This window comes from Pontibacter sp. CAU 1760 (assembly GCF_054482735.1).
Genome location: NZ_JBTLRL010000004.1, coordinates 170437 through 192852 on the forward strand (window position 1 = coordinate 170437; position 22416 = coordinate 192852).

The following is a 22416-nucleotide window of genomic DNA, read 5'->3' on the forward strand; positions in this document are numbered from 1 at the left end:
CTTTGTTTAGTTGTTTCACAACATAAACCTTAATTTGCGGTTAACAGCATCAGATTAAAACGATAAGCAGAACATGGCTTCTTTACTTGATTTTATTGGGAATACCCCATTAGTTGAATTAACCCACATCAATGTTAAGCCCGGTGTTAGGCTTTACGCCAAGCTGGAAGGCAATAACCCCGGCGGCAGCGTGAAAGACCGTGCAGCGTACGGCATGATAAAAGGCGCCCTGGAGCGGGGCGAACTGAAGAGAGGGATGAAGTTGATTGAGGCAACCAGCGGCAACACCGGTATCGCGCTGGCAATGATTGCGCGATTGTTCGGTGTGGAGATCGAACTGGTGATGCCAGATAACGCCACCCGCGAGCGTGTGCTGACCATGGAAGCCTATGGTGCCACGGTTACGCTGACGCCCTCTGAAAATTCGATGGAGGGCGCCATTGACTTTGTAAATGAGAAGGTGGCGGGCGGAGGTTATCTGTCATTGAACCAGTTTGCCAATCCCGATAATTACGAGGCGCACTACCGCAGCACAGGCCCTGAGATTTGGCGCGATACAGAAGGGCAGGTGACACATTTTGTCTCTGCAATGGGCACAACCGGTACCATTATGGGAGTGTCCCGTTACTTGAAAGAACAGAACCCTGCCGTGCAAATTGTTGGCACGCAACCCCTGGAAGGCTCGCAGATACCGGGCATACGCCGCTGGCCACAAGAGTATTTGCCTAAGATATTTGAAAAGGAGCGTGTCGATCAGACCATAGACGTGTCGCAGGAAGATGCCACGGCCATGACACGCCGCCTGGCTAGGGAAGAAGGCGTGTTTGCGGGTATGAGCAGCGGCGGAGCCGTTTATGCCGCTACCAAGCTGATAGAGGAACTGGAAGAGGGAGTAGTGGTTTGCATTATCTGCGACCGCGGCGACCGGTATTTATCATCTAACCTGTTTGGATAATCAAAAACTGATATGGCATTTAGAGGTATAAAAAGCACTCACAAAGCAGTTAGCGCACCGATTGGCAATCTGGTTACTTACAGGGCGTTGCCCACCCGCGAAGTTGAGTATATAGATCCGTTCCTGTTTCTGAACCACCATGGCCCACAGGTGTACGCACCAAACAACACTGGCCTGCCTTTTGGGCCACACCCGCATCGTGGTTTCGAAACGCTCACCTTCATTTTAGAGGGCGATATCATGCACCAGGACACTGGCGGCGGTCAGAGTGTGATCGAAAAAGGCGGGGTGCAGTGGATGACAGCCGGGTCAGGCTTGATTCATGCAGAGATTTCTTCCGATAAGTTTAAACGGGAAGGCGGCCCGCTGGAGATTTTACAGTTGTGGTTGAACTTGCCTGCGAAATATAAAATGGTAAAGCCTCATTATACGGGCTTGCAGCAGCATGAAATACCTGTTGCCTCAAACGACAATGGGAAGGTGAAAGTGAACGTGATAGCAGGAGAGTGGCGGTCAGTTCTATGCTACTCATCGCTTCCCTTGGCGGAATAGCGATGAGTAGCATAGAACTGACCGCCACTGGTAAATGGGAAGCGGAAGTGCCTGAAGCGCATAACATTTTCTTTTATGTGGTGCGGGGCAAGGTAAAAGTAAATGGACAGGAAGTGAGCAAATTGCACCTCGTTGAGTTTGAACATGATCACCGTTTGGTACAGGTGGAGGCGTTGGAGGATGCTTACCTTTTGTTTGGGCATGCATTGCCTTTCAATGAGCCTGTTGTGTCGCATGGCCCCTTTGTCATGAATACGGAGCAGGAAATTCAGCAGGCTTTCCAGGACTACCAATCAGGTAAAATGGGGAAGTGGTAAGGATTAAATACCTACTCGCTAGTAAGGCCTCGCAGGAGTTTGTTCCTGCGAGGCCTTTGTGCTTTAACCCATTACCATTTGATACTTGACTGGCAGGATAGGTGAGTGTATACTCATTTTTATAGGGCTGTTTAGGCTGCTGGTATGTGCCTTGGGAAACATGTCGCATAGCTTCCAAATTAATTCAGAAACCCCTTCTCAACGCGTAGCCGCAATAAAAACAAGCTTAAAGTTTAGACACAGTTGTATATGTATCAAAAATACCTGTATATTGAGAATCAATCTTAGTGAGTACTCAGCTATATTTTGCGATTATTGCAGTTATCGCTTGCATATATTCCATTTATGCTTTATACTTATTCGATCATTTTTGTTCACTCTGTTATGTGAGTGCTTTATCTAATGCCCCTGCTCCTAGGAGCAGCATGTTACTTTAAACTTCAAAAAACTCATTCACCCTGAATCATGGCTGATAATGTATATGACGCGATTGTAGTAGGTTCCGGTATCTCTGGCGGCTGGGCTGCCAAAGAGTTAACCGAAAAAGGGCTTAAGACAATCATGCTGGAGCGTGGCCGAAACGTCGAGCACATAAAGGACTACACCAACGCAAACAAGCACCCCTGGGAGTTTCCACATGCCGGAGGCCGTACGCAGGAGATGATCAAAAATAACCCTGTGTTGAAGCGCGATTATGTGCTGAACGAGCGTAACTACGACTTTTGGGCAAACGACAAGGACAACCCCTATGTAGAGAAAAAGCGCTTCGACTGGTACCGGGGCTATCAAGTAGGCGGCCGTTCGCTGATGTGGGGGCGCCAAAGCTATCGCCTGAGCGACCTGGACTTTGAGGCTAATGCAAAAGACGGTATCGCTGTAGACTGGCCTATCCGTTACAAAGACGTTGCTCCCTGGTATAGCTATGTCGAGAAATTTGCAGGTATCAGCGGCTCACAAGAAAACATCCCGCACTTACCGAACGGCGAGTTTATGCCTCCCATGGAGATGAACTGCGTGGAGAAGGATGTTGCGGCTCGTATCAAGAAGCACTACAACAACAACCGCCACATGATCATTGGCCGTGTGGCTAACCTCACGCAGGCGCACCATGATCGTGCCAATTGCCAATACCGGAACAAATGCTGGCTCGGCTGCCAGTTTGGCGCATACTTCAGCACGCAGTCTTCCACGCTTCCTGCTGCCATGGCAACAGGCAACCTGACGCTTCGCCCGTTCTCTATTGTAACCAAAATCATTTATGACAAGGATACCAAAAAGGCCAAAGGCGTAGAGGTGCTGGATGCCGAGACAAACCAGACCTATGAGTATTTTGCCAAAGTAGTGTTCCTGAATGCCTCGGCGCTGAACTCTACCTGGGTACTGATGAATTCCGCCACCGATGTATGGCCGGAAGGACTGGGCAGCAGCAGCGGTGAACTAGGACACAACCTCATGGACCATCACTTTAAAGTGGGAGCCTCTGGTACCGTGGAAGGATATGAAGACAAGTATTATTACGGCCGACGCCCGAATGGTATTTATATCCCGCGTTTCCGCAACATCGGGGATGATAAGCGTGACTACATCCGCGGATTCGGGTACCAGGGCAGTGCTGGGCGTGAAGGCTGGAGCCGCGAGATTGCTGAGATGAGCATTGGAGGGGACTTCAAGGATGCGCTGACAGAGCCGGGTAGCTGGACAATGGGCATCAACGGTTTCGGGGAAACGCTTCCGTACCACGAAAACCATATTAAGCTGGACCATAGCGTAAAAGATAAGTGGGGGTTACCGGTACTGGCCATCGATGCCGAAATCAAAGCAAATGAGCGTGCCATGCGCAAAGACATGATGAACGATGCCAAGGAGATGCTCGAGATCGCGGGTCTGAAAAACGTAAACACCTACGATGCGGACTACGGCCTGGGCCAGGGCATTCATGAGATGGGTACAGCCCGTATGGGAAGAGACCCTAAATCATCCGTGCTGAATGGCAACAATCAGGTATGGGATGCGCAAAATGTGTACATCACAGACGGCGCCTGTATGACGTCAGCAGCTTGCCAGAACCCATCTTTAACATACATGGCCCTTACAGCCCGCGCAGTAGACCATGCAGTAGGTGAGATGAAACGCCAGAACATTTGATAGCACAGGTTTATCGGGCATAATGCTTACATGTGTTTTGCCCGATTAATTTCTGTGGGGAGATAAATAAGTTCTTATTTTAAACTTGTTAAGATGTCTGAAAAAGAGTCAAAGCGTTCAACGGCAAGCAATACACGCAGAAATTTTCTTAAAACCGGTGCTGTCGCGGCGGCCAGCTTCCTCATTGTTCCGCGCCATGTACTAGGCGGGCCGGGCTTTCTGGCGCCAAGCGACAGGCTGGTGATTGCCGGAATTGGAGTGGGAGGGAAGGGTGCCAGCGATTTGGCTAGTTTCCATACAAGCGGTAAAGCCGAGATCGCCTATTTATGTGACGTGGACGACCGCCGTGCTGCTGCATCCATCACGAGCTTTCCCAAAGCAAAGTATTACCGGGATTACCGCGAAATGCTTGACAAGCATGCCAGGCACATTGACGCTGTCTCGGTTTCCACCCCAGACCATAACCACGCAGTGCAGGCCATGGCGGCTATGCAGTTAGGCAAGCACGTATACGTGCAGAAGCCGCTTACCCACGATATTTACGAAGCACGCGCCCTCACAAATGCAGCCAAGCGCTATAAGGTAGTGACGCAAATGGGCAACCAGGGTGCCTCCGGAGACGGGGTACGCCAGTTGCGCGAATGGTATGATGCCGGAGTGATTGGAGATGTGGAGACAGTTTACTGTTGGACTGACCGCCCTGTTTGGCCGCAAGGCATTTCCTGGCCGACTGGTAAAGCAGAAGTGCCGCAAGGCTTGGATTGGGACCTTTGGCTTGGTACCGCCCCGTACCGGGAGTACGTGGAGAAACTGGTGCCCTTTAACTGGCGTGGCTGGTGGGACTATGGCACCGGGGCATTAGGGGATATGGGTTGCCATCTGATTGAGGCTCCTTTCAGCGTGCTTGGACTACAGCATGCCGCCGATGTGCAGGCTAGCGTGGGTAGCGTTTATGTGGATGAGTTCAAGCGCGGATATTTCCCGGAGAGCTGTCCGCCTTCAAGCCATGCCATTTTGAATTTTCCGAAAACAGGCCGAATGAAAAACCCCGTGAAGGTACATTGGATGGATGGCGGCATACAGCCGGAGCGTCCGGAAGAACTTGGCCCGAATGAGGTGTTTGGCGATGGCGGCAATGGTATTCTGTTCGTCGGCTCGAAAGGAAAAATGATGGCCAGCACCTATGCGGAGAACCCGCGCCTATTGCCAACTTCCCGCACTGCAGAGGTCAGCGTTCCGCAAAAGTATGCCCGTGTGCCGGGCAGCTCCAGCGGGCATTATGCCCAGTGGGTGGAAGCCTGTCTGGCTGGTTACGGAAAGAAAGAACTCAGTGCCCCTTTCGAAATATCTGGTCCGCTGACGGAAGCCTTACTCATGGCAAATCTTGCGATCAGGGGGTATGACATTCGCAAACCCAAGGCTTCCGGAGAAGGGTATGACTACCCCGGACGCTCTATTAAGTTGTTATGGGACAACCAGAACATGCTTGTCACGAACCTCGATGAGGTAAACCAATTTGTGAAGCGCGACTACAGAAGTGGCTGGAATCTAGGGGTATAGGTCAGCAGTGTTGATGTGGCTGCTTGAGTAGATTGAATCATTTTTTAGCGTTGTTATCAATTTTTTATGAATAGAAGAGAAGCAATATCAGCGGTAGCCTGGTTGATGGGCGGAACTTTGATCAGTGCCGACCTGCTGGTCTCGTGCACAACCAAATCAAAGGATGTCAGTGACTTGTTCAAGCCAGAGCAAATTTCATTTATGAACGAGGTGGCAGACACTATTTTGCCAACCACCAGTAGCTCTCCGGGCGCTAAGGCTGCCAACGTGGGGGAGTTTATGGCCGTAATGGTTCGTGACTGTTATACCCCAGAGGACCAGAAAGTTTTCATGGAGGGTTTTGACAAGTTGAATAAAGCCAGTGACGATAAGTTTGGCAAGGACTTCATGGCTTTAGACCCGAAGCAGCGCACCGAGATGCTGGTTGCCTTGGACAAAGAGCAAAAAGACCATATGCGAAGCAAGGCGCCGGAGGATCCCAACCATTATTTCAGAATGATGAAGGAACTGGCCTTGTTAGGGTATTTCTCTTCGGAGGTGGGTGCCACACAGGCATTGCGCTATGAAGCCGTGCCTGGCAGGTATGACGGCTGCATGCCATACAAAAAAGGAGACAGAGCCTGGGCAACTTAATTCATAACCGGCTACTTTCTATACTTACCACTGCTTGTGCTATAACCTTTTAGTGTTAATAGCGCAAGCGGTGCATTCATTTCAAGATAAAGCTATTTTAAAACTCAAGATTACGATTGATGCATCAAAAACTTAGATTAGGAATGATTGGCGGCGGAAAAGGGGCTTTTATTGGCGCTGTTCACCGCATTGCAGCTCAGTTAGACAATGAGTATGATTTGGTTTGTGGCGCTTTTAGCAGCAACCCGGATAAGTCTAAGGCAAGCGGTGGATTGCTGGGGCTTTCTTCTGAGCGCGTGTATGACTCTTACCAGGAGCTGTTCGAGAAGGAACAACAGCTCCCTGAAAGCGAGCGCGTGCAGGTAATCAGTATTGTCACGCCAAACCACGTGCACTTCGAGCCAGCGAAGCTAGCTTTGGAAAGCGGCTTCGACGTTATTCTGGATAAGCCCATGACCTTTTCGCTGGAAGAGGCACTGCAGTTGAAAGAAGTCGTGGAGCGCACAGGACGGCTGTTCTGCCTGACGCACACCTATACAGGGTACCCAATGGTGAAGGAGGCGAAACAGTTTGTTGCCTCTGGCAAACTGGGAAAGATCAGGAAAGTATACGTGGAGTACCCGCAGGGATGGCTCAGCACCTTTGAGGAAGGCAGCGACAACAAGCAGGCCTCCTGGCGCACCGATCCGAAGCAAAGCGGTATAGCCGGCGCAATGGGTGACATCGGCACTCATGCCTTTAACCTGGCCGAGTATGTAAGTGGCTTGGCAGTAACTAAAATAAACGCGGATATTAATGTAGTGGTAGAAGGACGCCAGTTGGATGATGACGGTGCGGCCCTGCTTAAATTTGACAACGGGGCAAGCGGTGTGTTATTTGCCACGCAGATTGCCGCTGGCGAAGAAAACAACGTGAAGATCAGGGTATATGGCGAGAAAGGCGGTCTGGAATGGCAGCAGGAGGATGCTAATACACTGAAAGTGAAATGGCTTGACCAGCCAACGCAGCTATACCGCACGGGCAGTGGCTACCTCAGCTCGCATGCCCAGCACAACAGCCGTACACCCGGTGGGCACCCGGAAGGGTACCTGGAGGCTTTTGCTAACCTATACCGCAACTTTGCACTGAGTGTAAGAGCCCGAAACAACGGTGAAACACCACAGCCTGAATGGCAGGATTTTCCGGGTATAGAAGACGGTGTGCGCGGGATGGCTTTTATTGAGCATGTAATCGCCTCCGGAAAATCAGATCAGAAATGGATTGACTTCACTATCTAAGATAAATTATGACGACGATACAAGGACCTGCAATATTTTTAGCACAGTTTTTAGGAGACCAGGCACCGTTTGATACCCTTGAAAATATATGCCGTTGGGCGAAAGGCCTGGGATATGAGGGGGTACAGATCCCGACGTGGGACAGCAAGTATTTTGACGTACAAAAAGCGGCAGAAAGCAAGACTTACGCCGATGAGATTAAAGGGATAGTAGAAGGACAGGGACTCCAGATCACGGAACTCTCCAGCCATTTGCACGGGCAACTGGTCGCCGTGAACCCCGCCTACGATACCTTGTTCGATGGTTTCGCGCCGAAGGAGGTGCACAACAATCCCAAGGCTCGCACGGAGTGGGCGGTACAGCAGCTTAAGAATGCTGCCAAAGCCTCACAGAACCTGGGCCTGAACGCACATGCCACTTTTAGCGGAGCTTTACTCTGGCACACGGTATACCCTTGGCCTCAACGCCCTGCGGGATTGGTAGAAGCGGGTTTCAAAGAGCTTGGCAAGCGCTGGACCCCTATCCTGAACGCTTTTGATGAGGCAGGTGTGGACCTTTGCTACGAAATACATCCAGGAGAAGACCTGCACGACGGTATCACGTATGAGATGTTTCTGGATGAGGTGAATAACCACGCAAGAGCCTGCCTGCTTTATGACCCATCCCACTTCGTGTTGCAGTGCCTCGATTACCTCGAGTATATCGACATTTACCATGAGCGCATCCGCATGTTCCATGTTAAAGACGCGGAGTTCAACCCGTCTGGCAGGCAAGGTGTGTATGGCGGCTACCAGAACTGGGTGAACCGGGCTGGCCGTTTCCGCTCCCTGGGCGACGGGCAGGTCGATTTCAAATCCGTGTTCAGCAAACTGACAGCGCACGACTACAAGGGCTGGGCAGTGCTGGAGTGGGAGTGCGCCTTGAAGCACCCGGAGGATGGGGCTCGCGAAGGAGCGACTTTCATCAAGGACCACATAATCAGAGTAACAGAGAAAGCCTTTGACGATTTTGCGGCCACAGGCATCGATGACGAAAAAAATCGTACTATATTGGGTTTATAATAATACTATACACAATCTCATATTATGAAAAAGATTTTAGTAATGTTTGGGTGCATCGCTTTTATGGCGGCTTGCAGCAGCTCTGAATCAGAGCAAGAAGGCGAGGAGTATTACAGCAACTCTACCTCCGAAAATGAGTTGAGTGCCGCTACGCGCCAGTCGGAAGTGGACACCAGTATCAACGATATTGGAACGGACAGAACAGCCACGGTACCTGCCGCCACTGACTCGTATGAAAAGGGCAAAAACCTGATCGCGACCTCTGATTGCCTTTCGTGCCACCAGGTTGACAAGAAGCTTGTGGGGCCCAGCTACCAGGAGGTGGCTGCGAAGTATGCGTTTAATGACGAGAATGTAAATATGTTGGCGGGTAAGATCATCAACGGTGGCGCAGGCAATTGGGGCCAGATCCCGATGACGCCGCACCCGGACCTGAGCCAGGAGAATGCCCAGGAAATGGCTAAGTACGTTCTTTCACTTAAAAAATAATACTGCATGAATCGTAACATCATCGCCTTTTGCGCATTGGCAGCTTTTGCCTCTTGCCAATCAGAAACATCTGAAAACCAATCGACTATGACCGAGGAAACAACTGAGCCCATCGCCACGAACGAGGAGTGGACCATGCTGTTTGATGGCCAAACCATACAAAACTGGCACTCCTATGGTACCGATAGTGTAGGGAAAGCCTGGACAGTATCGGATAGCGCTTTGTACCTCGATCCTTCGGCTAAGAAAAACGGTATGGCTGGCGGTGATTTAGTTACAAATAAGGAGTATAGCGACTTTCACCTAAAGCTGGACTGGAAAGTTGCGAAAAATGGCAATAGCGGGATTATCTTTTATGTGAAGGATGATCCCGCTAAATACGCCAATACTTACAATACAGGCCTGGAAATGCAGGTGCTTGACAATGAGGGTCATCCTGACGCCAAGATAAACAAGCACCGTGCCGGTGATTTGTACGACCTGGTAGCCAGCAGCCCTGAAACGGTAAAATCGGCAGGAGAGTGGAACCACGTCGAAATCATCAGCCAGGACGGTAACCTGCAGTTGTTCCAGAACGGTGAAAAAGTAGTGGAAACCACCCTTTGGGACGATAACTGGAAAGCCATGATAGCAGGCAGTAAGTTTGCCGATATGTCAGACTGGGGCTCTTTCAAATCGGGTAAAATCGCGTTGCAGGATCACGGTGACGGGGTATGGTATAAGAATATCATGATCAAGGAGCTCTAGCAGAATTATTTATGAATCTAGTGACCCGCGTGAAGCTTTCGATTATGATGTTCCTAGAGTTTTTTATCTGGGGAGCATGGTTTGTAACACTGGGCACTTACTTGTTAATGGAATTGTCAACCTCCGCCACACAGGTGGGGGTTGCTTTCCTTACACAATCTATAGGGGCTATCGTGGCTCCTTTCATTATTGGCCTCATCGCCGACCGCTTTTTTCCGGCCCAGCGCATTTTGGGCGTGCTGCACCTTTTGGGAGCAATCTTGCTATGGTATGCATCCATAGCCACTGATTTCGATAATTTCTACTTCATCATATTGGTGTATATGATTCTGTATATGCCAACACTTGCCCTCGTCAATTCTGTCTCTTTCCGCCAGATGCAAAACCCGAGTAAAGAGTTTCCCACAATCAGGGTATTGGGAACATTGGGGTGGATCATTGCTGGCTTAACCATTGGCTGGTTGCAATGGGAGCAGCGCAACAGCCTGGAACTCACCTTCAGAATGGCAGCAATCGCCTCCGCTATACTAGGTGTTTTTAGCTTTACCTTACCGAATACACCGCCTGTTAAAGCCTCAGGCAGCGTGGCCGTTGGTGATTTATTGGGTTTGGAAGCCATCGGCTTGCTGAAGAACAGGTCTTACCTGACGTTCTTTCTCGCTTCTGTGGCGATTTGTATTCCGCTGGCCTTTTACTATAACTTCACCAATCCTTTCCTGAACCAGGCAGGGATGGACTCCGCGGCCGGTAAGCAAGCAATGGGGCAGATGTCTGAATTGCTCTTCATGCTCCTGATGCCACTGTTCTTTGTGCGGCTGGGAGTCAAGAAAATGCTGGCCATCGGGATGTTTGCCTGGGTATTGCGCTATGTCTTTTTCGCTTTTGGAGATGTTGACGCCAACTACTGGATGCTCATCGGTGGCATTGTAATTCACGGTATCTGTTACGACTTCTTTTTTGTGACAGGCCAGATTTACACCGACAACCTTGCCGGAGAGCGCTTTAAAAGTGCTGCACAGGGTATGATTACGCTGGCAACCTACGGGGTGGGAATGTTAATGGGCTCTTTGCTTTCGGGAATTATTGTAGATGGTTTCCAATTGGCCAACGGACAATACGACTGGCAGTCTATTTGGCTTGTACCGGCAGGTATCGCCGGGCTCGTGCTGCTCTTGTTTTTGCTTCTTTTCAAGGATAGAAATGTGCCCGCGCCAGCTACACAGCTTTCTGGGGTTTCCGCGGAGGCCGAATCCAATACGCATCTTAAGTAAATCATTAAACCCTTTTAATCAACTTATGTCTTCATTAACCAATCGCCGATCTGCCATCAAAAGCGTGCTAGCCAGCACCGCCACTGTTGCCGCAACAGGGCTACTTGCTCCAGTTGGTGCGTGCGCTGAAACCCTTAAGAACATGAAACTAAAAGGGAACATCAACCACGCCGTATGCCGCTGGTGCTTTAACGACCTGACACTGGATGAGCTGTGCGTGGCAGCCAAACAAATGGGTATAAGGGGTATAGACTTGGTGGGCCCGAAAGAGTGGCCGGTGTTGCAGAAGCATGGCCTGCATTCTACCATGTGCAATGGCGCGGAGATTAGCCTGACGGAAGGGTGGAACCACACCAAGCACCACGCCCAACTAATCAAAAATTATTCAGAAATGATCCCGAAGGTTAGCAAGGCAGGTTATACTAACCTGATTTGCTTCAGCGGAAACCGAAATGGGATGGATGATGAAACTGGGCTAAAAAACTGTGCCGAAGGCCTGAAGCAGCTTATGCCGCTTGCCGAAAAGCACAAAGTAGTGTTGGTGATGGAACTGCTGAACAGCAAAATCGACCACAAGGACTACCAGTGCGACCATACCGCCTGGGGCGTAGAGCTGGCAAAACGCATCGGGTCCGAGAACTTTAAGTTGCTTTACGACATCTATCATATGCAGATCGATGAGGGCGATGTGATCCGGACCATCAATGAAAGCCATCCTTACATAGCGCATTACCATACGGCAGGAGTGCCCGGGCGGCACGAGATTACCGAAGAACAGGAGCTGTATTATCCGGCCATCATGCGTGCCATCCAGAAAACTGGTTTCAAAGGCTATGTTGCCCAGGAATTTATACCTGTTCAGCCGGACAAATTAGCTTCGCTTAAAGAGGCAGTGCGTATCTGCGATGTTTAACTAAATATTGTGTCTCATTTTTTCATCTCTATATAAAACTAATGAACAAAAGACGATCTTTCCTCAGACAGGCCGGGTTATTGTCCGCTGGTGTATTCATGACTCCTGCCATCATCTCATGTAATTCTAACACTGAAACCACTGAAACAACTGAAGCAGCAGCGACAGAGGGGGCAACTGCCACTGCTGCTACTGATGTAGCTATCGGAATTCAGCTTTACTCGCTGCGCGACCAGATCCAGCAAGATGTGAAGGGCGTGATCGCGAAAGTGGCAGAGGCAGGCTATAAAAAGGTGGAAACCTATGGCTATAGCAAAGAAAACGGTTTCTGGGGACTGGATGCCGCTGCTTTTGACCAATTGCTGAAAGAGCATAATCTGGTGTCACCAAGTGGCCACTATGGAATGGACCCTTACCTGTCCGGGGAAAATCCGGGGTTGCTGCAAACTTATATTGAGGCCGCGAAAGCCATCGGACAAGAGTATATCGTGATTCCTTACCTAGGCGACTCGCTGCGTAAAAGCGCTGATGATTACAAGAAATTGGCGCAGCGTATTAACCAGGCTGCTGAAGAGTGCCAGAAGGCTGGCTTGAAACTGGCTTACCACAACCACGACTTTGAATTCCAGCAGTTTGGGGATACCACCGGTTACCAGATTCTGTTACAGGAAACGAACCCAGAGTTAGTGAAAATGGAGCTTGATTTATACTGGGCATACCGTGCCGAGAAAGACCCTATCGCGATGATGCAGGAGCACCCCGGTCGTTTTGTAATGTGGCACGTGAAGGACATGGATAAAGCTGACCGAACCAAAAACACAGAAATCGGAAGCGGCAGTATAGACTATAAAACGCTCTTCTCTAAAGTGCAGGCCGAGGCTAAGCACATTTATGTGGAGCAGGAGAATTTCTCAGAAGGGATGGACCCTTTCAAGAGCATCCGCCAAAGCTATGATTATATTACAAATACGTTGATGAAGGCCTAACGGCTTGTATTCATATAATTAAAAGAGCCACCCATCATTTAATGGGTGGCTCTTTTATGTTGGCGTATTGCATAAATTAGAACCCGGATATTGGTGCTATGCCTTTTGCAGGACCCAGGTTGTCATAGAGCGTTCTTGCTCCACCAAAACAGATTTTAATGGCTCCAGCCAAACGGCCCGGAGTGTTGCCGTTGTTTCCCTTAGCAATTTTTCATCAGCCAGAAACCATACCTGCCCATGCGGCATCAGGTAGTGGTAGCCCTGTACCTGCTTTATCTGCGAGGGCTGACCAATAGTCGTACTCAGGCGGCAAAAGAACATCCCACCTGGTTTCAGAACACGCCACAGTTCTGAGAGTATGGCTCTAAAGTGCGCCTCATCTCTGGCAAAATGTAATACCGCGCTACAAATAACTACGTCGAATGCATCCGTTGCAAATGAAAGCGCATCCAAATCCGAAGTAATAAAATTTGCGGCTGGCAGGTGTGGAGCCACAGCCGAGGCCATCGCCTGTAATCTAAGAATTGACTCTGCTGATATGTCAGCGCCATATACCTCTATGCCTGCTTGCATCAGGTATTTGCTGTTGCGGCCATCACCACACCCCGCGTCCAGCACCGCCATGCCTTCTCTGATCCTGCCTTTCAGAATCTGGTCCAAGAGGTAAATATCCTGGTTTTGCAGCAAGTCAGCCAATTGATTCAGGCGCAGGGGTACATGCATGTTAGTAGAGCGGGATAAGTTTATTTACCAACTTTAAACTTCGTCCAGTAAGTAGTGTCGCTTGTCTTTATTTCAATTAAATAGGTGTCGGGCCTGAGTTTGCCAAGGTTGTAAGACCAGACTTTTTTGTTCGAGCTGATACTCACGGGCTTCACATACACTTGGCTTCCGGCGGTGTTTGAGATTTCCAACACGCCATTCTCCTTTAGGTCCTGCTCAAACCGAAGCCTGTAAGTCCCTTTTTCAGCAGGGTATAAATGAATGCCGGACAGCGTTTCGATATGGTTGCTGCTATTGGCGTGCACGTTCACCAGCACGTGCTGCTTTTGCTGGTGCGGTAATTGGGTAAAATTTTGCTGCCCCATAGCCGGTTTGGTGAGTGCACTGCTGCTTGCGAAGCCCAAAATCAACGCAAGCACAAGTTGTGGTTTTAACTTCATAGCTGAGAAATAAGTGAGTGATGGTATGAAGTATGCAGATATGGGGCCAGATTTAGCAGATGTATAAAATTTGGCTGCGGGATCGCTATTGTGTTTGCAGGCCTACTTGCCGGAGCGTGAGCAAACGCGATATTTTGCCTGTGGAAGTCTCGGCAAAGGCAGGGAGATAGTAAATATCCTTGGGAAGCTCGAACTTCTTCAACGTCGCTTGTAAACTCGACAGCAGAGATTGCTCCTGCTCGGGTGTATAGTCAGGAGATTCCAATAGCAGCACCACCTTTTCGCCCAATACAACATCCGGCTGCGAAGCCACCATAAAGCGGGGAGTAGGATCCTGGTCCGCGAGTGCAGTGGCAACAGCCACTTCCACTTTCTCAACCTGCACTTTCACGCCACCCGTGTTGATGATATTGTCCGCACGGCCAATCCAGCGGAAGCGGGTAGGCGTCAGGAATTCAACAATATCGTTTGTGATGAGCACCTCGCCGTTTGTGATGTCGCCGCGTACAGTCAGGCAGCCGCGTTTATCAATGCCGAGGCTAATATTATCCAGCACTTCATAATAGTCCGTTGCTTCTGGCCCGTTCAGCCGGCGCACCGCAATGTGCGAGGCGGTTTCGGTCATACCATAGGTCAGGTAGATAGGGGTCAGGATGCGTTGCAGGTTACGATGCAAGGGCAATGATACGGGCGCTCCGCCTACCAATATCCCTTTCATTTTGTTTAATACTGGCAACACCTCCGGGGTTTCATGCAAGATCGTGAGCAGCTGCATGGGTACAAACGAAGCAAAATCATACTGTTGCTCTGGTTCCATGTTTTCCAATGGGTTACGCAGCGGTTCTACAATCGTCATTTGGAGGTCTCCCATAAAGCCCCTTACCAACATCATCATACCGGCTATGTAATCCGTGTTGAGGCAAACGAAGGCGCGGTCACCGGCTTTCAGCTTCAGTAATTTGATGGTGCGCCGGGCACTGGCTTGCATCTGGGAGCGCGTCAGGTTGATCATTTTAGGAACCCCCGTAGAACCCGACGTGTGCATTGGGAACTCTTGGATGCCGTTCAGCCAATTGCGGCAGAACTCCAAGGTCTTGGTTTCATACCCGTTTAGCGGGATGCTATTGCGGAATGAGTAATTTGAAATCTCGTCGTAAAAAAACTTTTTGCCATTCAGAAGAAGATACTTTTCAGCCATGCAATCAAAATTATGAATGAGAATCTGAAATATAACAAGATATGCAATTACTTCACTGCACCTGCCTGGATTAAATTTTGACCACAGCCCAAAATAAATCCAGCAACAGCCAGGCAATATTTCTCTTGCCTGGCTGTTGCTGGATGGTATAAGTTCTTAGAAAAAAGATAGGACTACAGGATTATCTATTATCTAAAAAGATAATCAAAAACTTGAGGTATGCATCTTCAATGTGAAAGTATTTAATAAGATATGGCGTTAGTAACATTGAAGTGCTTAATCCGTTGACCGGTCTTTCCGTTCTTCCATTGCATAGTCCGCGGAGTAACGCCCCGAGCCAAATATCAGGAAGAATATAAGTAGTAGCAGCACGATTATAGAAGACCAAAGCTCAGTATTCTGCGAGTAGAATCCTCGGTCGGGATTGATGAAAAGCACGGCCCCTAACAAAATAGGCAATTGAAACAGCACTGCGATCCGGGTTTTAAGACCGATCGCGATCATGACGCCGCCAGCCAAATGTGCCATTGCCACATAATGAGCCAGACCAGCCGAAACCCACGGAAATTCGCTCTTCTGCATGATAGCCATCAAAGCGCTGGTGTCCTGGATAAACATAACCCCTTTGATGAACAAGAAAACGCCCAAACCTACCCGAATGATATCAATCCAAAAGGGGTGATGCGAGTCGGCCCAACGCTCTATGTGGTGCATATTTTGTGTCAGGTTCATGGTCGTAAAGTTTTAGTTAGCAATAAGTTATATGCTATTTTAAACGAATTGCATAAATTTTTGATCATGCTTGTGCCCCAAAACAATATCTGTAGTGCTGGTATTTGGGCATTCTATACCTGTATATGTGTGACTCCTTTCATGTGAAGGTTGGGCTATATGAATGCAAAAGGAGTTAGACAGGTGTTGAGGAAGTGAAGAAGTTCTATTGATAACTTAGAGTATACAGCGATATTTATTCTCATTAATGTTGCAGGTTAGTGCGCAACTTCATTAGGTATGTATGAGTCACAAGTATTTAACCTTCAGTAAAATAAATACTAACTGTTAGTGTGTTAATTTAATGTGGCTTGTTTAAAATAAGATTTGCTGTACAGCCTTGCGATAGGCTTCAAACGCTTCTGCATTGGCCGGACTGTCTGTGAAGATTTCTAACAAACTGGCACCTGTTTCAGAGGAGAAAAACGCTGGTAAAGCTGCATCTAACGCTTCTAAGCTATGAATGGCGATATACTTCAGGTTGAAGTCGCGGGCGGTGTTTTGTGCATCGAGGCTTTGCTTCGTCTCGAAAAAAGGTGCTAGTTCGGGCTGTTGCTTGGGGCCATCTATCAGCCGGAATATGCCGCCTGCGTGGTTGTTGAGCAGCACGATACGCAGGTTAGGTGGCAGGTAATTATGCCACAAGCCATTCCGGTCGTAAAAGAAGGCCAGGTCTCCGGTCAGCAGGGTATGGATGCCTGAAGCCGAAAGGGCACAGCCAACTGCGGTGCTGGTGCTGCCATCTATGCCGCTCGTGCCTCTATTGGCGAATACCTCTACCTCTTGCTCGGGCCGAAGGGCAATGATGTTAGCATATCGAACCGCCATACTATTGGCAAGGTGCAGAAAACTTTGCTGAGGCAACTGGCGCAATACCCTGCTCACAAGATGCAGTTCGCTGTATATTGGTTGTGCCGCATACGCTTCCAGAAATTGCTCCGCTTTAGTATCTGCATCTCTCCATGCCTGCGTGAAGCTCGCAACTGTGTCTGCGTCCGGTCCCGAAGACAGGCTCAGGAAAAAACGGGAGGGATCGCAGCGGATAATCTTGGTGAGTGTCTGGAACGTGTCTGCAACCTGTCCGGCAGGTTGGAGGTGCCAGTGCGCTTTTGGCTTGTGCTGCCGTAGGTATTGCTTCAGGCTTTTAGAGATAACTGACTTGCCAAACGTGATCAGCAAATCCGGCTGTAAGGATGCATTTTGTTGCGCCTGCTTGTTTGCGAGCACCACATCCTGAAAACGTACGGCCTGCCTAAGCTGCTGCACATTACTTATGATGTCTCCAACCAACACCGCTGGATGACTTTGGCTAAAGGCTTCCAAACCCGCTACCAGCACAGTGTCATGTGGGGTTTGGCCTGCTACTATCAGCACACGGTTATAAGCCTTTAATTCTTCTTTTAGATGCGATAACTGGGTGTCTGATAAATGGTATGCTGGCGATTCCTCCTGAATTACTTTAATATTTTGGCTATAGGTAATCGTCTCATCCGGGGTGGGATAGAAGGGCTCCCGCAGCGGGATGTTAATGTGCACGGGACCCGCCGGGAATGCAACCGAGGAGTTCAACGCTTCAGATACCATTCGCTCACTGTGCCATACGGCATCAGGTTGGGTGAAATCGACAGGGAAGTTAAAGCTCTGCTTAATATGCTGGCCGTAAATGTACTGTTGCCGAATGGTTTGTCCGTCTTGCTGATCAATCCATTCTGGGGGTCTGTCAGCGGTTAGGATGAGTAACGGAATTTGCTGATAATAGGCTTCTGCTACCGCAGGGGCATAATTTAGAGCAGCTGTGCCAGAGGTGCAAACCAAAACCGTTGGCTTGCCCGACATGGTAGCCATGCCCAGTGCTATAAAAGCCGCCGCTCGTTCATCGCTAACCGTCCGGACATGTAGTTGTGGGTGGCGCGCAAAGGCCAGGGTAAGCGGTGCACAGCGCGACCCCGGAGACAGGACTACCTGCTCCACCCCTTTCTGGGCACAGATCTCCGCAATATTTACAACTGGTTGAATGACCATAGCAAGCGTTTTTTTATCAATGTCGGAATCTAAGAAGGATGATTCCGGGTGTTTGCTGGTAACAGAATGTACAAATCTCCTGATCTTGGTTCAGGTTATTTCTCGTGCAGGTTCAGTAACAAACGCATCGTCTGCATCTTATGCTGCGTTTCCTGCCATTCTTTATCCGGATTTGATTCAGCGGTTATACCCGCTCCGGCGTATAGGATGGCTTGGTTTTTTAGCAGCTCCATGCAGCGGAGGTTAACATGCAAATGTGTTCCAGACGGACTGTTAACCGGGCCAAGATACCCACTGTAGTAACTGCGGTTATACCTTTCCTTTGCTTTGATAAAGTGAAGCGCGGGTGCTTTCGGCAATCCGCATACCGCCGAGGTAGGGTGCAGCAACTGAAGCATGTCTGTGGCCAAAGTAGGGAAGTCTACTTCTTTCAAATCCACTCTGAAATCTGTGCGCAAATGCATCAGGTTGCCTGCCACCACCGTGCGCGGGCCAATTTCAGTATAATCCCGCAGGCGTAACGTTTTAAAGCAATTCAGGATATACCGTTCCACCATTGCCTGCTCCTCAATCTCTTTTTGGCGCCAGATCGCATTGGCCACAGAGGTAGTGTCATCAGCTGGCTGCGTTCCTGCCAACGCCACAGTATGAAACTCCTGGTTTGTGTTCACGCTCACCAAAATTTCTGGCGATGCCCCCATCCAGGTGCCTGCCCCCGGTATTGAAACCAATGACACAAACGCTCGGGGGTATTCCTGCTCCATGGTGCTAAATGCTTCCACGGGGTTAAAGCCAGCCTGCAAATGCTCCAGAGAGTTGCGCGACATCACCACTTTTTCCATCTCACCGTCCCGGATAACTTCCACAGCTTCCGTTACTGCTTTTTTAAAGCACTCCTCTTGCTGGAAAGAATGCTGTGTGGCGGGTGCCGATACATGCCAGTGAGGCTGCGCGGTTTGCGGCTTTTGCGGGCAACTTAAAAAGGCATTCAATTTGGCCTCGCGTACCGAAGCCGCTGGGGTTAGCTTGCCTGTAGCGCTTGAATAATAAATATCAGCCTCAATAAAAAATATAGGATGCTGGGCCTGCACTTCGAAAGGGCTAAACATAAAGCCAAACGGGCTATCTTCCAGCACGGGCTGCTGCAGTTTCTTTTCCGGATGAAAAGACAGGCAGGCCTCAACCGCATCGGAGTTCGGAAGCCGCCAGACAGCTATGGCGCAATGCTGCGAGACGGCGGCCCTGAACAGTTGTTCAAGCGAAATTTCCTGGATCTCAGTAGTTGGGGATATAGGGGTGAGGCTCTCCTCTAGTGTTTGCATGATTATTTCTTGTCTATTACAGCCACCGTCATGCGGCTGATACACACGAGCTCGCCACTTTCGGTGGTAATGTGTGTTTCCCATACCTGCGTAGTACGGCCAAGGTGAACACCTGTGGCTCTTGCGTAAACCCACCCATCGCGCACCCCCCGGATATGGTTGGCGTTTATCTCTAAACCAACACAAGCCTTCTTTGTTAAATCAACTTGCAGGGCAGCCCCCATACTGGCCAAAGACTCTGCTAACACCACAGAGGCGCCGCCATGCAACAGGCCCATGGGCTGGTGCGTGCGGTGGTCTACAGGCATCTTGCCGCATACATAGTTGTCGCCAACTTCCGTAATCTCAATGCCTAAATAAGACATCATCGTGTTTTGGCACCATTGTTTTACCTGTTCTAACGTACTAATATTTTTCTGTACAGACATAGATGCCTATTTTTGGCAAGAATTAAAGTAAAAAGGCAAAAGTAGAAGAATTTTGAGTATTAAGAAAGTATACCTTATCCGCCACGGCCAAACCGATTATAACCTGCAGAGCATTGTGCAGGGCAGCGGCATCGATTCATCGCTGAATGAAACCGGACAGCGGCAGGCCCAGTTGTTTTTCGAGCACTACAAGCATATCCCTTTCGATAAGGTATATACCTCCGCCTTGCAGCGCACTGTCCAGACAGTGCAGGGCTTTCTGGACCTGGGGCTGCCGCACGAACAACATGCCGGCCTGAATGAGATCCATTGGGGTATAAGGGAAGGCACCCGCATGACGCCGGAGGAGGACCAGTATTACCACGACATGTTGCAGACCTGGCGCAACGGGCATTGTAATGAAAGCATAGAGGGAGGCGAGAGCCCCAAGGTAGTGGCTGCGCGCCAAAGGCCGTTTATTGAGCTGATGCTAAGTCGCCCGGAAGAGGAAACCGTGTTGATTTGCATGCATGGGCGTGCCATGCGCATCATTTTGTGCGAAATGCTGGGGTATCCGCTCCGGTGCATGGATGATTTCGAACACCAGAATACCTGCCTTTACCAACTCGATTATACCGGTAGCATGTTCAACGTAAAGCGGTATTGTGATGTAAACCATCTGAGGAACTTATAATTTAACAAATTTTTAATAAAACTGGCTTTAACAAATTCAAAGCATATAGTTTGAATAAAATATTTTTAAATCTAAATTTGGGCTGACAACACGAAGACCAATTGGGCGATATAAAATAAGAAAAATTTATGGCTGAAGTTATAAGAATGCCCAAGATGAGCGACACGATGACTGAGGGGGTGATTGCATCTTGGCTTAAGAAAGAAGGCGATAAGGTGAGCTCCGGCGACATCCTGGCCGAAGTAGAGACCGATAAAGCGACGATGGAGCTGGAATCTTACGAGGATGGCACGCTTTTATATATAGGCCCCAAAAAGGGCGACTCTGTGCCTGTGGATGCGGTGATAGCGATCCTGGGTAAAGAGGGCGAAGACATCAAGGAGCTTTTGCAGGAGTTGGAGGGCGGTGGCCAGCCAGCAGCCAAAGAAGAGCCGAAAGAGGAGAAGAAAGAAGAAGCAAAGCCGGCACCCGCCAAAGAGGAAGCCCCTGCCAAACCATCGGTGGATGTGAGCAGCATCAAGGCAAACATCATCCGGATGCCAAAGATGAGCGACACCATGACGGAGGGTGTGCTGGTAAGCTGGCAAAAGAAACAAGGCGACAAGGTGAAGTCTGGCGACATCCTGGCTGAAGTGGAAACTGACAAAGCAACCATGGAACTGGAGTCTTACGAAGACGGCACACTGTTATACCTGGGCGTAAAAGAAGGCGACTCCGTGGCAGTAGATGCTATCATCGCCATTATAGGAGAGGAAGGCGCTAACTACAAGGCCTTACTCGATGCAGCTAACGCAAACACCTCGTCTGAGAAGGAAACCAGTACTACAGAAGAAAGCGTGGAAGCAGGCACTGACGAAGTGACTTCAGAAAAAGTGGAAGCTACCACGGTTCCGGGTCCTGATGCAGCCCAAGGTTCTGAAGCGTCTTCATCAACTGACAATGGCCGTATCAAAGCCTCACCGCTTGCCAAGAAGGTTGCCCAGGACAAAGGCTTCAACTTATCTCAAATTAAAGGTTCAGGCGAAGGCGGACGTATCGTGCTACGCGATATTGAAAACTATACCCCATCTGCTGCGCCGCAACCGCAAACTGCTGCTAAAACTGCTGCACCGCAGGTAGCAAGCATCCCGGGTCTGCCTTCCGAGGCTTACGAAGAGGTGAATGTATCGCAGATGCGCAAAGTGATTGCACGTCGCCTGTCTGAAAGCTTATTCACTGCGCCGCACTTCTACCTGACCATGGAAATCAACATGGACAAGGCTATTGAAGCGAGAGGCAGCATGAACGAGGTTTCCCCTGTCAAGGTGTCTTTCAATGATATGGTGATCAAAGCTGCCGCTGCGGCCCTGCGTCAGCATCCGGCTGTAAACTCATCCTGGCTAGGCGATAAGATCCGCTACAACAAGCACATCAACATCGGTGTGGCTGTGGCTGTTGAGGATGGCTTGTTGGTTCCGGTGGTTCGCAACGCCGACTTCAAATCGCTTTCTTCTATCTCTGCGGAGGTGAAGGATTTAGGGGGCAAAGCGAAGAGCAAGAAGCTTCAGCCATCAGACTGGGAGGGAAGCACGTTTACTATTTCTAACCTGGGTATGTTTGGCATCGAAGAATTTACTGCCATCATCAATCCGCCGGATGCCTGTATTATGGCTGTCGGGGGTATCAAGCAGGTTCCAGTCGTGCAGAACGGCGAAATTAAGATTGGCAACGTGATGAAAGTGACACTGTCATGCGACCACCGCGTGGTAGACGGCGCGGTTGGCTCATCTTTTCTACAGACGTTCAAGAACCTCTTAGAGAACCCGGTGAGAATGTTAGTGTAAGCTATACATGTCATCATAAACCAAAAGCGCCTCTCCAGAAATGGAGAGGCGCTTTTGGTTTATATGCTTTATTTTATTTCATTCCTGCTTGTGAGGGCCTTGGTTCAGCT

At 49.5% G+C, this 22416-nt stretch carries 22 protein-coding genes; 15 read left to right on the forward strand and 7 right to left on the reverse strand.

Features of this window, described 5'->3' with window-relative positions; translation table 11 throughout:
- The first annotated feature begins 73 nt into the window (after positions 1 to 73).
- The 13 genes from cysM to ACXYMU_RS07410 all read left to right on the forward strand — a co-directional run bounded on the left by cysM (position 74) and on the right by ACXYMU_RS07410 (position 12906).
- The gene (gene cysM / locus ACXYMU_RS07350) at positions 74 to 955 is read left to right on the forward strand and encodes a cysteine synthase CysM (protein WP_458985719.1); all 882 of its coding nucleotides are present in this window, start codon (positions 74 to 76) and stop codon (positions 953 to 955) included.
- A gap of 12 nt (positions 956 to 967) precedes the next feature.
- On the forward strand, positions 968 to 1507 hold the full coding sequence (locus ACXYMU_RS07355) for a pirin family protein (RefSeq protein ID WP_458985720.1): 540 nt from the start codon (positions 968 to 970) through the stop codon (positions 1505 to 1507).
- A 2-nt stretch (positions 1508 to 1509) separates the two neighbouring features.
- Positions 1510 to 1824, forward strand: a complete 315-nt coding sequence (locus ACXYMU_RS07360; RefSeq protein WP_458985721.1) for a pirin-like C-terminal cupin domain-containing protein — start codon at positions 1510 to 1512, stop codon at positions 1822 to 1824.
- 465 nt (positions 1825 to 2289) lie between these two features.
- The gene (locus ACXYMU_RS07365) at positions 2290 to 3969 is read left to right on the forward strand and encodes a GMC oxidoreductase (protein WP_458985722.1); all 1680 of its coding nucleotides are present in this window, start codon (positions 2290 to 2292) and stop codon (positions 3967 to 3969) included.
- Between the two features lie 93 nt (positions 3970 to 4062).
- The gene (locus ACXYMU_RS07370; RefSeq protein ID WP_458985723.1) at positions 4063 to 5529 is read left to right on the forward strand and encodes a Gfo/Idh/MocA family protein; all 1467 of its coding nucleotides are present in this window, start codon (positions 4063 to 4065) and stop codon (positions 5527 to 5529) included.
- 66 nt (positions 5530 to 5595) lie between these two features.
- Positions 5596 to 6162, forward strand: coding sequence for a gluconate 2-dehydrogenase subunit 3 family protein (locus tag ACXYMU_RS07375; RefSeq protein ID WP_458985724.1), 567 nt, complete (start codon positions 5596 to 5598; stop codon positions 6160 to 6162).
- Between the two features lie 119 nt (positions 6163 to 6281).
- A complete protein-coding gene (locus ACXYMU_RS07380; RefSeq protein ID WP_458985725.1) occupies positions 6282 to 7439 on the forward strand; it encodes a Gfo/Idh/MocA family protein in 1158 nt (385 codons plus the stop codon).
- Between the two features lie 8 nt (positions 7440 to 7447).
- Positions 7448 to 8500, forward strand: a complete 1053-nt coding sequence (locus ACXYMU_RS07385) for a sugar phosphate isomerase/epimerase family protein (protein ID WP_458985726.1) — start codon at positions 7448 to 7450, stop codon at positions 8498 to 8500.
- Positions 8501 to 8524: 24 nt separating this feature from the next.
- The gene (locus tag ACXYMU_RS07390; protein ID WP_458985727.1) at positions 8525 to 8989 is read left to right on the forward strand and encodes a c-type cytochrome; all 465 of its coding nucleotides are present in this window, start codon (positions 8525 to 8527) and stop codon (positions 8987 to 8989) included.
- 87 nt (positions 8990 to 9076) lie between these two features.
- Positions 9077 to 9736 carry a 3-keto-disaccharide hydrolase gene (locus ACXYMU_RS07395; RefSeq protein WP_458985728.1) on the forward strand — a complete coding sequence of 220 codons (660 nt, stop codon included), beginning with the start codon at positions 9077 to 9079 and terminating at the stop codon, positions 9734 to 9736.
- An 11-nt stretch (positions 9737 to 9747) separates the two neighbouring features.
- Positions 9748 to 11007, forward strand: a complete 1260-nt coding sequence (locus tag ACXYMU_RS07400) for a nucleoside permease (RefSeq protein WP_458985729.1) — start codon at positions 9748 to 9750, stop codon at positions 11005 to 11007.
- Positions 11008 to 11032: 25 nt separating this feature from the next.
- Positions 11033 to 11920: a hydroxypyruvate isomerase family protein gene (locus tag ACXYMU_RS07405; protein WP_458985730.1), complete on the forward strand. Its 888-nt coding sequence runs from the start codon at positions 11033 to 11035 to the stop codon at positions 11918 to 11920.
- A gap of 41 nt (positions 11921 to 11961) precedes the next feature.
- The gene (locus ACXYMU_RS07410) at positions 11962 to 12906 is read left to right on the forward strand and encodes a sugar phosphate isomerase/epimerase family protein (protein ID WP_458985731.1); all 945 of its coding nucleotides are present in this window, start codon (positions 11962 to 11964) and stop codon (positions 12904 to 12906) included.
- Between the two features lie 96 nt (positions 12907 to 13002).
- On the opposite strand, the gene ACXYMU_RS07415 is transcribed toward ACXYMU_RS07410, so the two are convergent.
- The 7 genes from ACXYMU_RS07415 to ACXYMU_RS07445 all read right to left on the reverse strand — a co-directional run bounded on the left by ACXYMU_RS07415 (position 13003) and on the right by ACXYMU_RS07445 (position 19750).
- The gene (locus tag ACXYMU_RS07415; RefSeq protein WP_458985732.1) at positions 13003 to 13629 is read right to left on the reverse strand and encodes a class I SAM-dependent methyltransferase; all 627 of its coding nucleotides are present in this window, start codon (positions 13627 to 13629) and stop codon (positions 13003 to 13005) included.
- Positions 13630 to 13649: 20 nt separating this feature from the next.
- Complete coding sequence (locus ACXYMU_RS07420) at positions 13650 to 14069, reverse strand: hypothetical protein (protein ID WP_458985733.1); 420 nt, start codon at positions 14067 to 14069, stop codon at positions 13650 to 13652.
- Between the two features lie 85 nt (positions 14070 to 14154).
- The gene (locus tag ACXYMU_RS07425; RefSeq protein ID WP_458985734.1) at positions 14155 to 15267 is read right to left on the reverse strand and encodes an AMP-binding protein; all 1113 of its coding nucleotides are present in this window, start codon (positions 15265 to 15267) and stop codon (positions 14155 to 14157) included.
- Positions 15268 to 15543: 276 nt separating this feature from the next.
- Positions 15544 to 15999, reverse strand: coding sequence for a DoxX family protein (locus ACXYMU_RS07430; protein ID WP_458985735.1), 456 nt, complete (start codon positions 15997 to 15999; stop codon positions 15544 to 15546).
- 354 nt (positions 16000 to 16353) lie between these two features.
- Entirely contained in the window at positions 16354 to 18060 is a 1707-nt protein-coding gene (gene menD, locus ACXYMU_RS07435) for a 2-succinyl-5-enolpyruvyl-6-hydroxy-3-cyclohexene-1-carboxylic-acid synthase (RefSeq protein WP_458985736.1), read from the reverse strand.
- 95 nt (positions 18061 to 18155) lie between these two features.
- Positions 18156 to 19382, reverse strand: a complete 1227-nt coding sequence (locus ACXYMU_RS07440) for an isochorismate synthase (protein WP_458985737.1) — start codon at positions 19380 to 19382, stop codon at positions 18156 to 18158.
- Positions 19383 to 19384: 2 nt separating this feature from the next.
- A complete protein-coding gene (locus ACXYMU_RS07445; RefSeq protein ID WP_458985738.1) occupies positions 19385 to 19750 on the reverse strand; it encodes a hotdog fold thioesterase in 366 nt (121 codons plus the stop codon).
- 112 nt (positions 19751 to 19862) lie between these two features.
- Between ACXYMU_RS07445 and ACXYMU_RS07450 the strand changes: the two genes are divergently transcribed.
- Both ACXYMU_RS07450 and ACXYMU_RS07455 read left to right on the forward strand, forming a co-directional pair.
- The gene (locus tag ACXYMU_RS07450) at positions 19863 to 20483 is read left to right on the forward strand and encodes a histidine phosphatase family protein (protein WP_458985739.1); all 621 of its coding nucleotides are present in this window, start codon (positions 19863 to 19865) and stop codon (positions 20481 to 20483) included.
- Between the two features lie 128 nt (positions 20484 to 20611).
- Complete coding sequence (locus ACXYMU_RS07455; protein ID WP_458985740.1) at positions 20612 to 22306, forward strand: pyruvate dehydrogenase complex dihydrolipoamide acetyltransferase; 1695 nt, start codon at positions 20612 to 20614, stop codon at positions 22304 to 22306.
- Positions 22307 to 22416 lie beyond the last annotated feature (110 nt).

Coding starts and splice junctions, on each gene's coding strand:
- ACXYMU_RS07355 (WP_458985720.1), top strand. CDS start 968: ATGGCATTTAGAGGTATAAAAAGCACTCACAAAGCAGTTAGCGCACCG.
- ACXYMU_RS07440 (WP_458985737.1), bottom strand. CDS start 19,382: ATGCAAACACTAGAGGAGAGCCTCACCCCTATATCCCCAACTACTGAG.
- ACXYMU_RS07365 (WP_458985722.1), top strand. CDS start 2,290: ATGGCTGATAATGTATATGACGCGATTGTAGTAGGTTCCGGTATCTCT.
- ACXYMU_RS07425 (WP_458985734.1), bottom strand. CDS start 15,267: ATGGCTGAAAAGTATCTTCTTCTGAATGGCAAAAAGTTTTTTTACGAC.
- ACXYMU_RS07380 (WP_458985725.1), top strand. CDS start 6,282: ATGCATCAAAAACTTAGATTAGGAATGATTGGCGGCGGAAAAGGGGCT.
- menD (WP_458985736.1), bottom strand. CDS start 18,060: ATGGTCATTCAACCAGTTGTAAATATTGCGGAGATCTGTGCCCAGAAA.
- ACXYMU_RS07445 (WP_458985738.1), bottom strand. CDS start 19,750: ATGATGTCTTATTTAGGCATTGAGATTACGGAAGTTGGCGACAACTAT.
- ACXYMU_RS07370 (WP_458985723.1), top strand. CDS start 4,063: ATGTCTGAAAAAGAGTCAAAGCGTTCAACGGCAAGCAATACACGCAGA.
- ACXYMU_RS07400 (WP_458985729.1), top strand. CDS start 9,748: ATGAATCTAGTGACCCGCGTGAAGCTTTCGATTATGATGTTCCTAGAG.
- ACXYMU_RS07385 (WP_458985726.1), top strand. CDS start 7,448: ATGACGACGATACAAGGACCTGCAATATTTTTAGCACAGTTTTTAGGA.
- ACXYMU_RS07420 (WP_458985733.1), bottom strand. CDS start 14,069: ATGAAGTTAAAACCACAACTTGTGCTTGCGTTGATTTTGGGCTTCGCA.
- ACXYMU_RS07360 (WP_458985721.1), top strand. CDS start 1,510: ATGAGTAGCATAGAACTGACCGCCACTGGTAAATGGGAAGCGGAAGTG.
- ACXYMU_RS07375 (WP_458985724.1), top strand. CDS start 5,596: ATGAATAGAAGAGAAGCAATATCAGCGGTAGCCTGGTTGATGGGCGGA.
- ACXYMU_RS07415 (WP_458985732.1), bottom strand. CDS start 13,629: ATGCATGTACCCCTGCGCCTGAATCAATTGGCTGACTTGCTGCAAAAC.
- ACXYMU_RS07405 (WP_458985730.1), top strand. CDS start 11,033: ATGTCTTCATTAACCAATCGCCGATCTGCCATCAAAAGCGTGCTAGCC.
- ACXYMU_RS07395 (WP_458985728.1), top strand. CDS start 9,077: ATGACCGAGGAAACAACTGAGCCCATCGCCACGAACGAGGAGTGGACC.
- ACXYMU_RS07390 (WP_458985727.1), top strand. CDS start 8,525: ATGAAAAAGATTTTAGTAATGTTTGGGTGCATCGCTTTTATGGCGGCT.
- cysM (WP_458985719.1), top strand. CDS start 74: ATGGCTTCTTTACTTGATTTTATTGGGAATACCCCATTAGTTGAATTA.
- ACXYMU_RS07430 (WP_458985735.1), bottom strand. CDS start 15,999: ATGAACCTGACACAAAATATGCACCACATAGAGCGTTGGGCCGACTCG.
- ACXYMU_RS07410 (WP_458985731.1), top strand. CDS start 11,962: ATGAACAAAAGACGATCTTTCCTCAGACAGGCCGGGTTATTGTCCGCT.
- ACXYMU_RS07455 (WP_458985740.1), top strand. CDS start 20,612: ATGGCTGAAGTTATAAGAATGCCCAAGATGAGCGACACGATGACTGAG.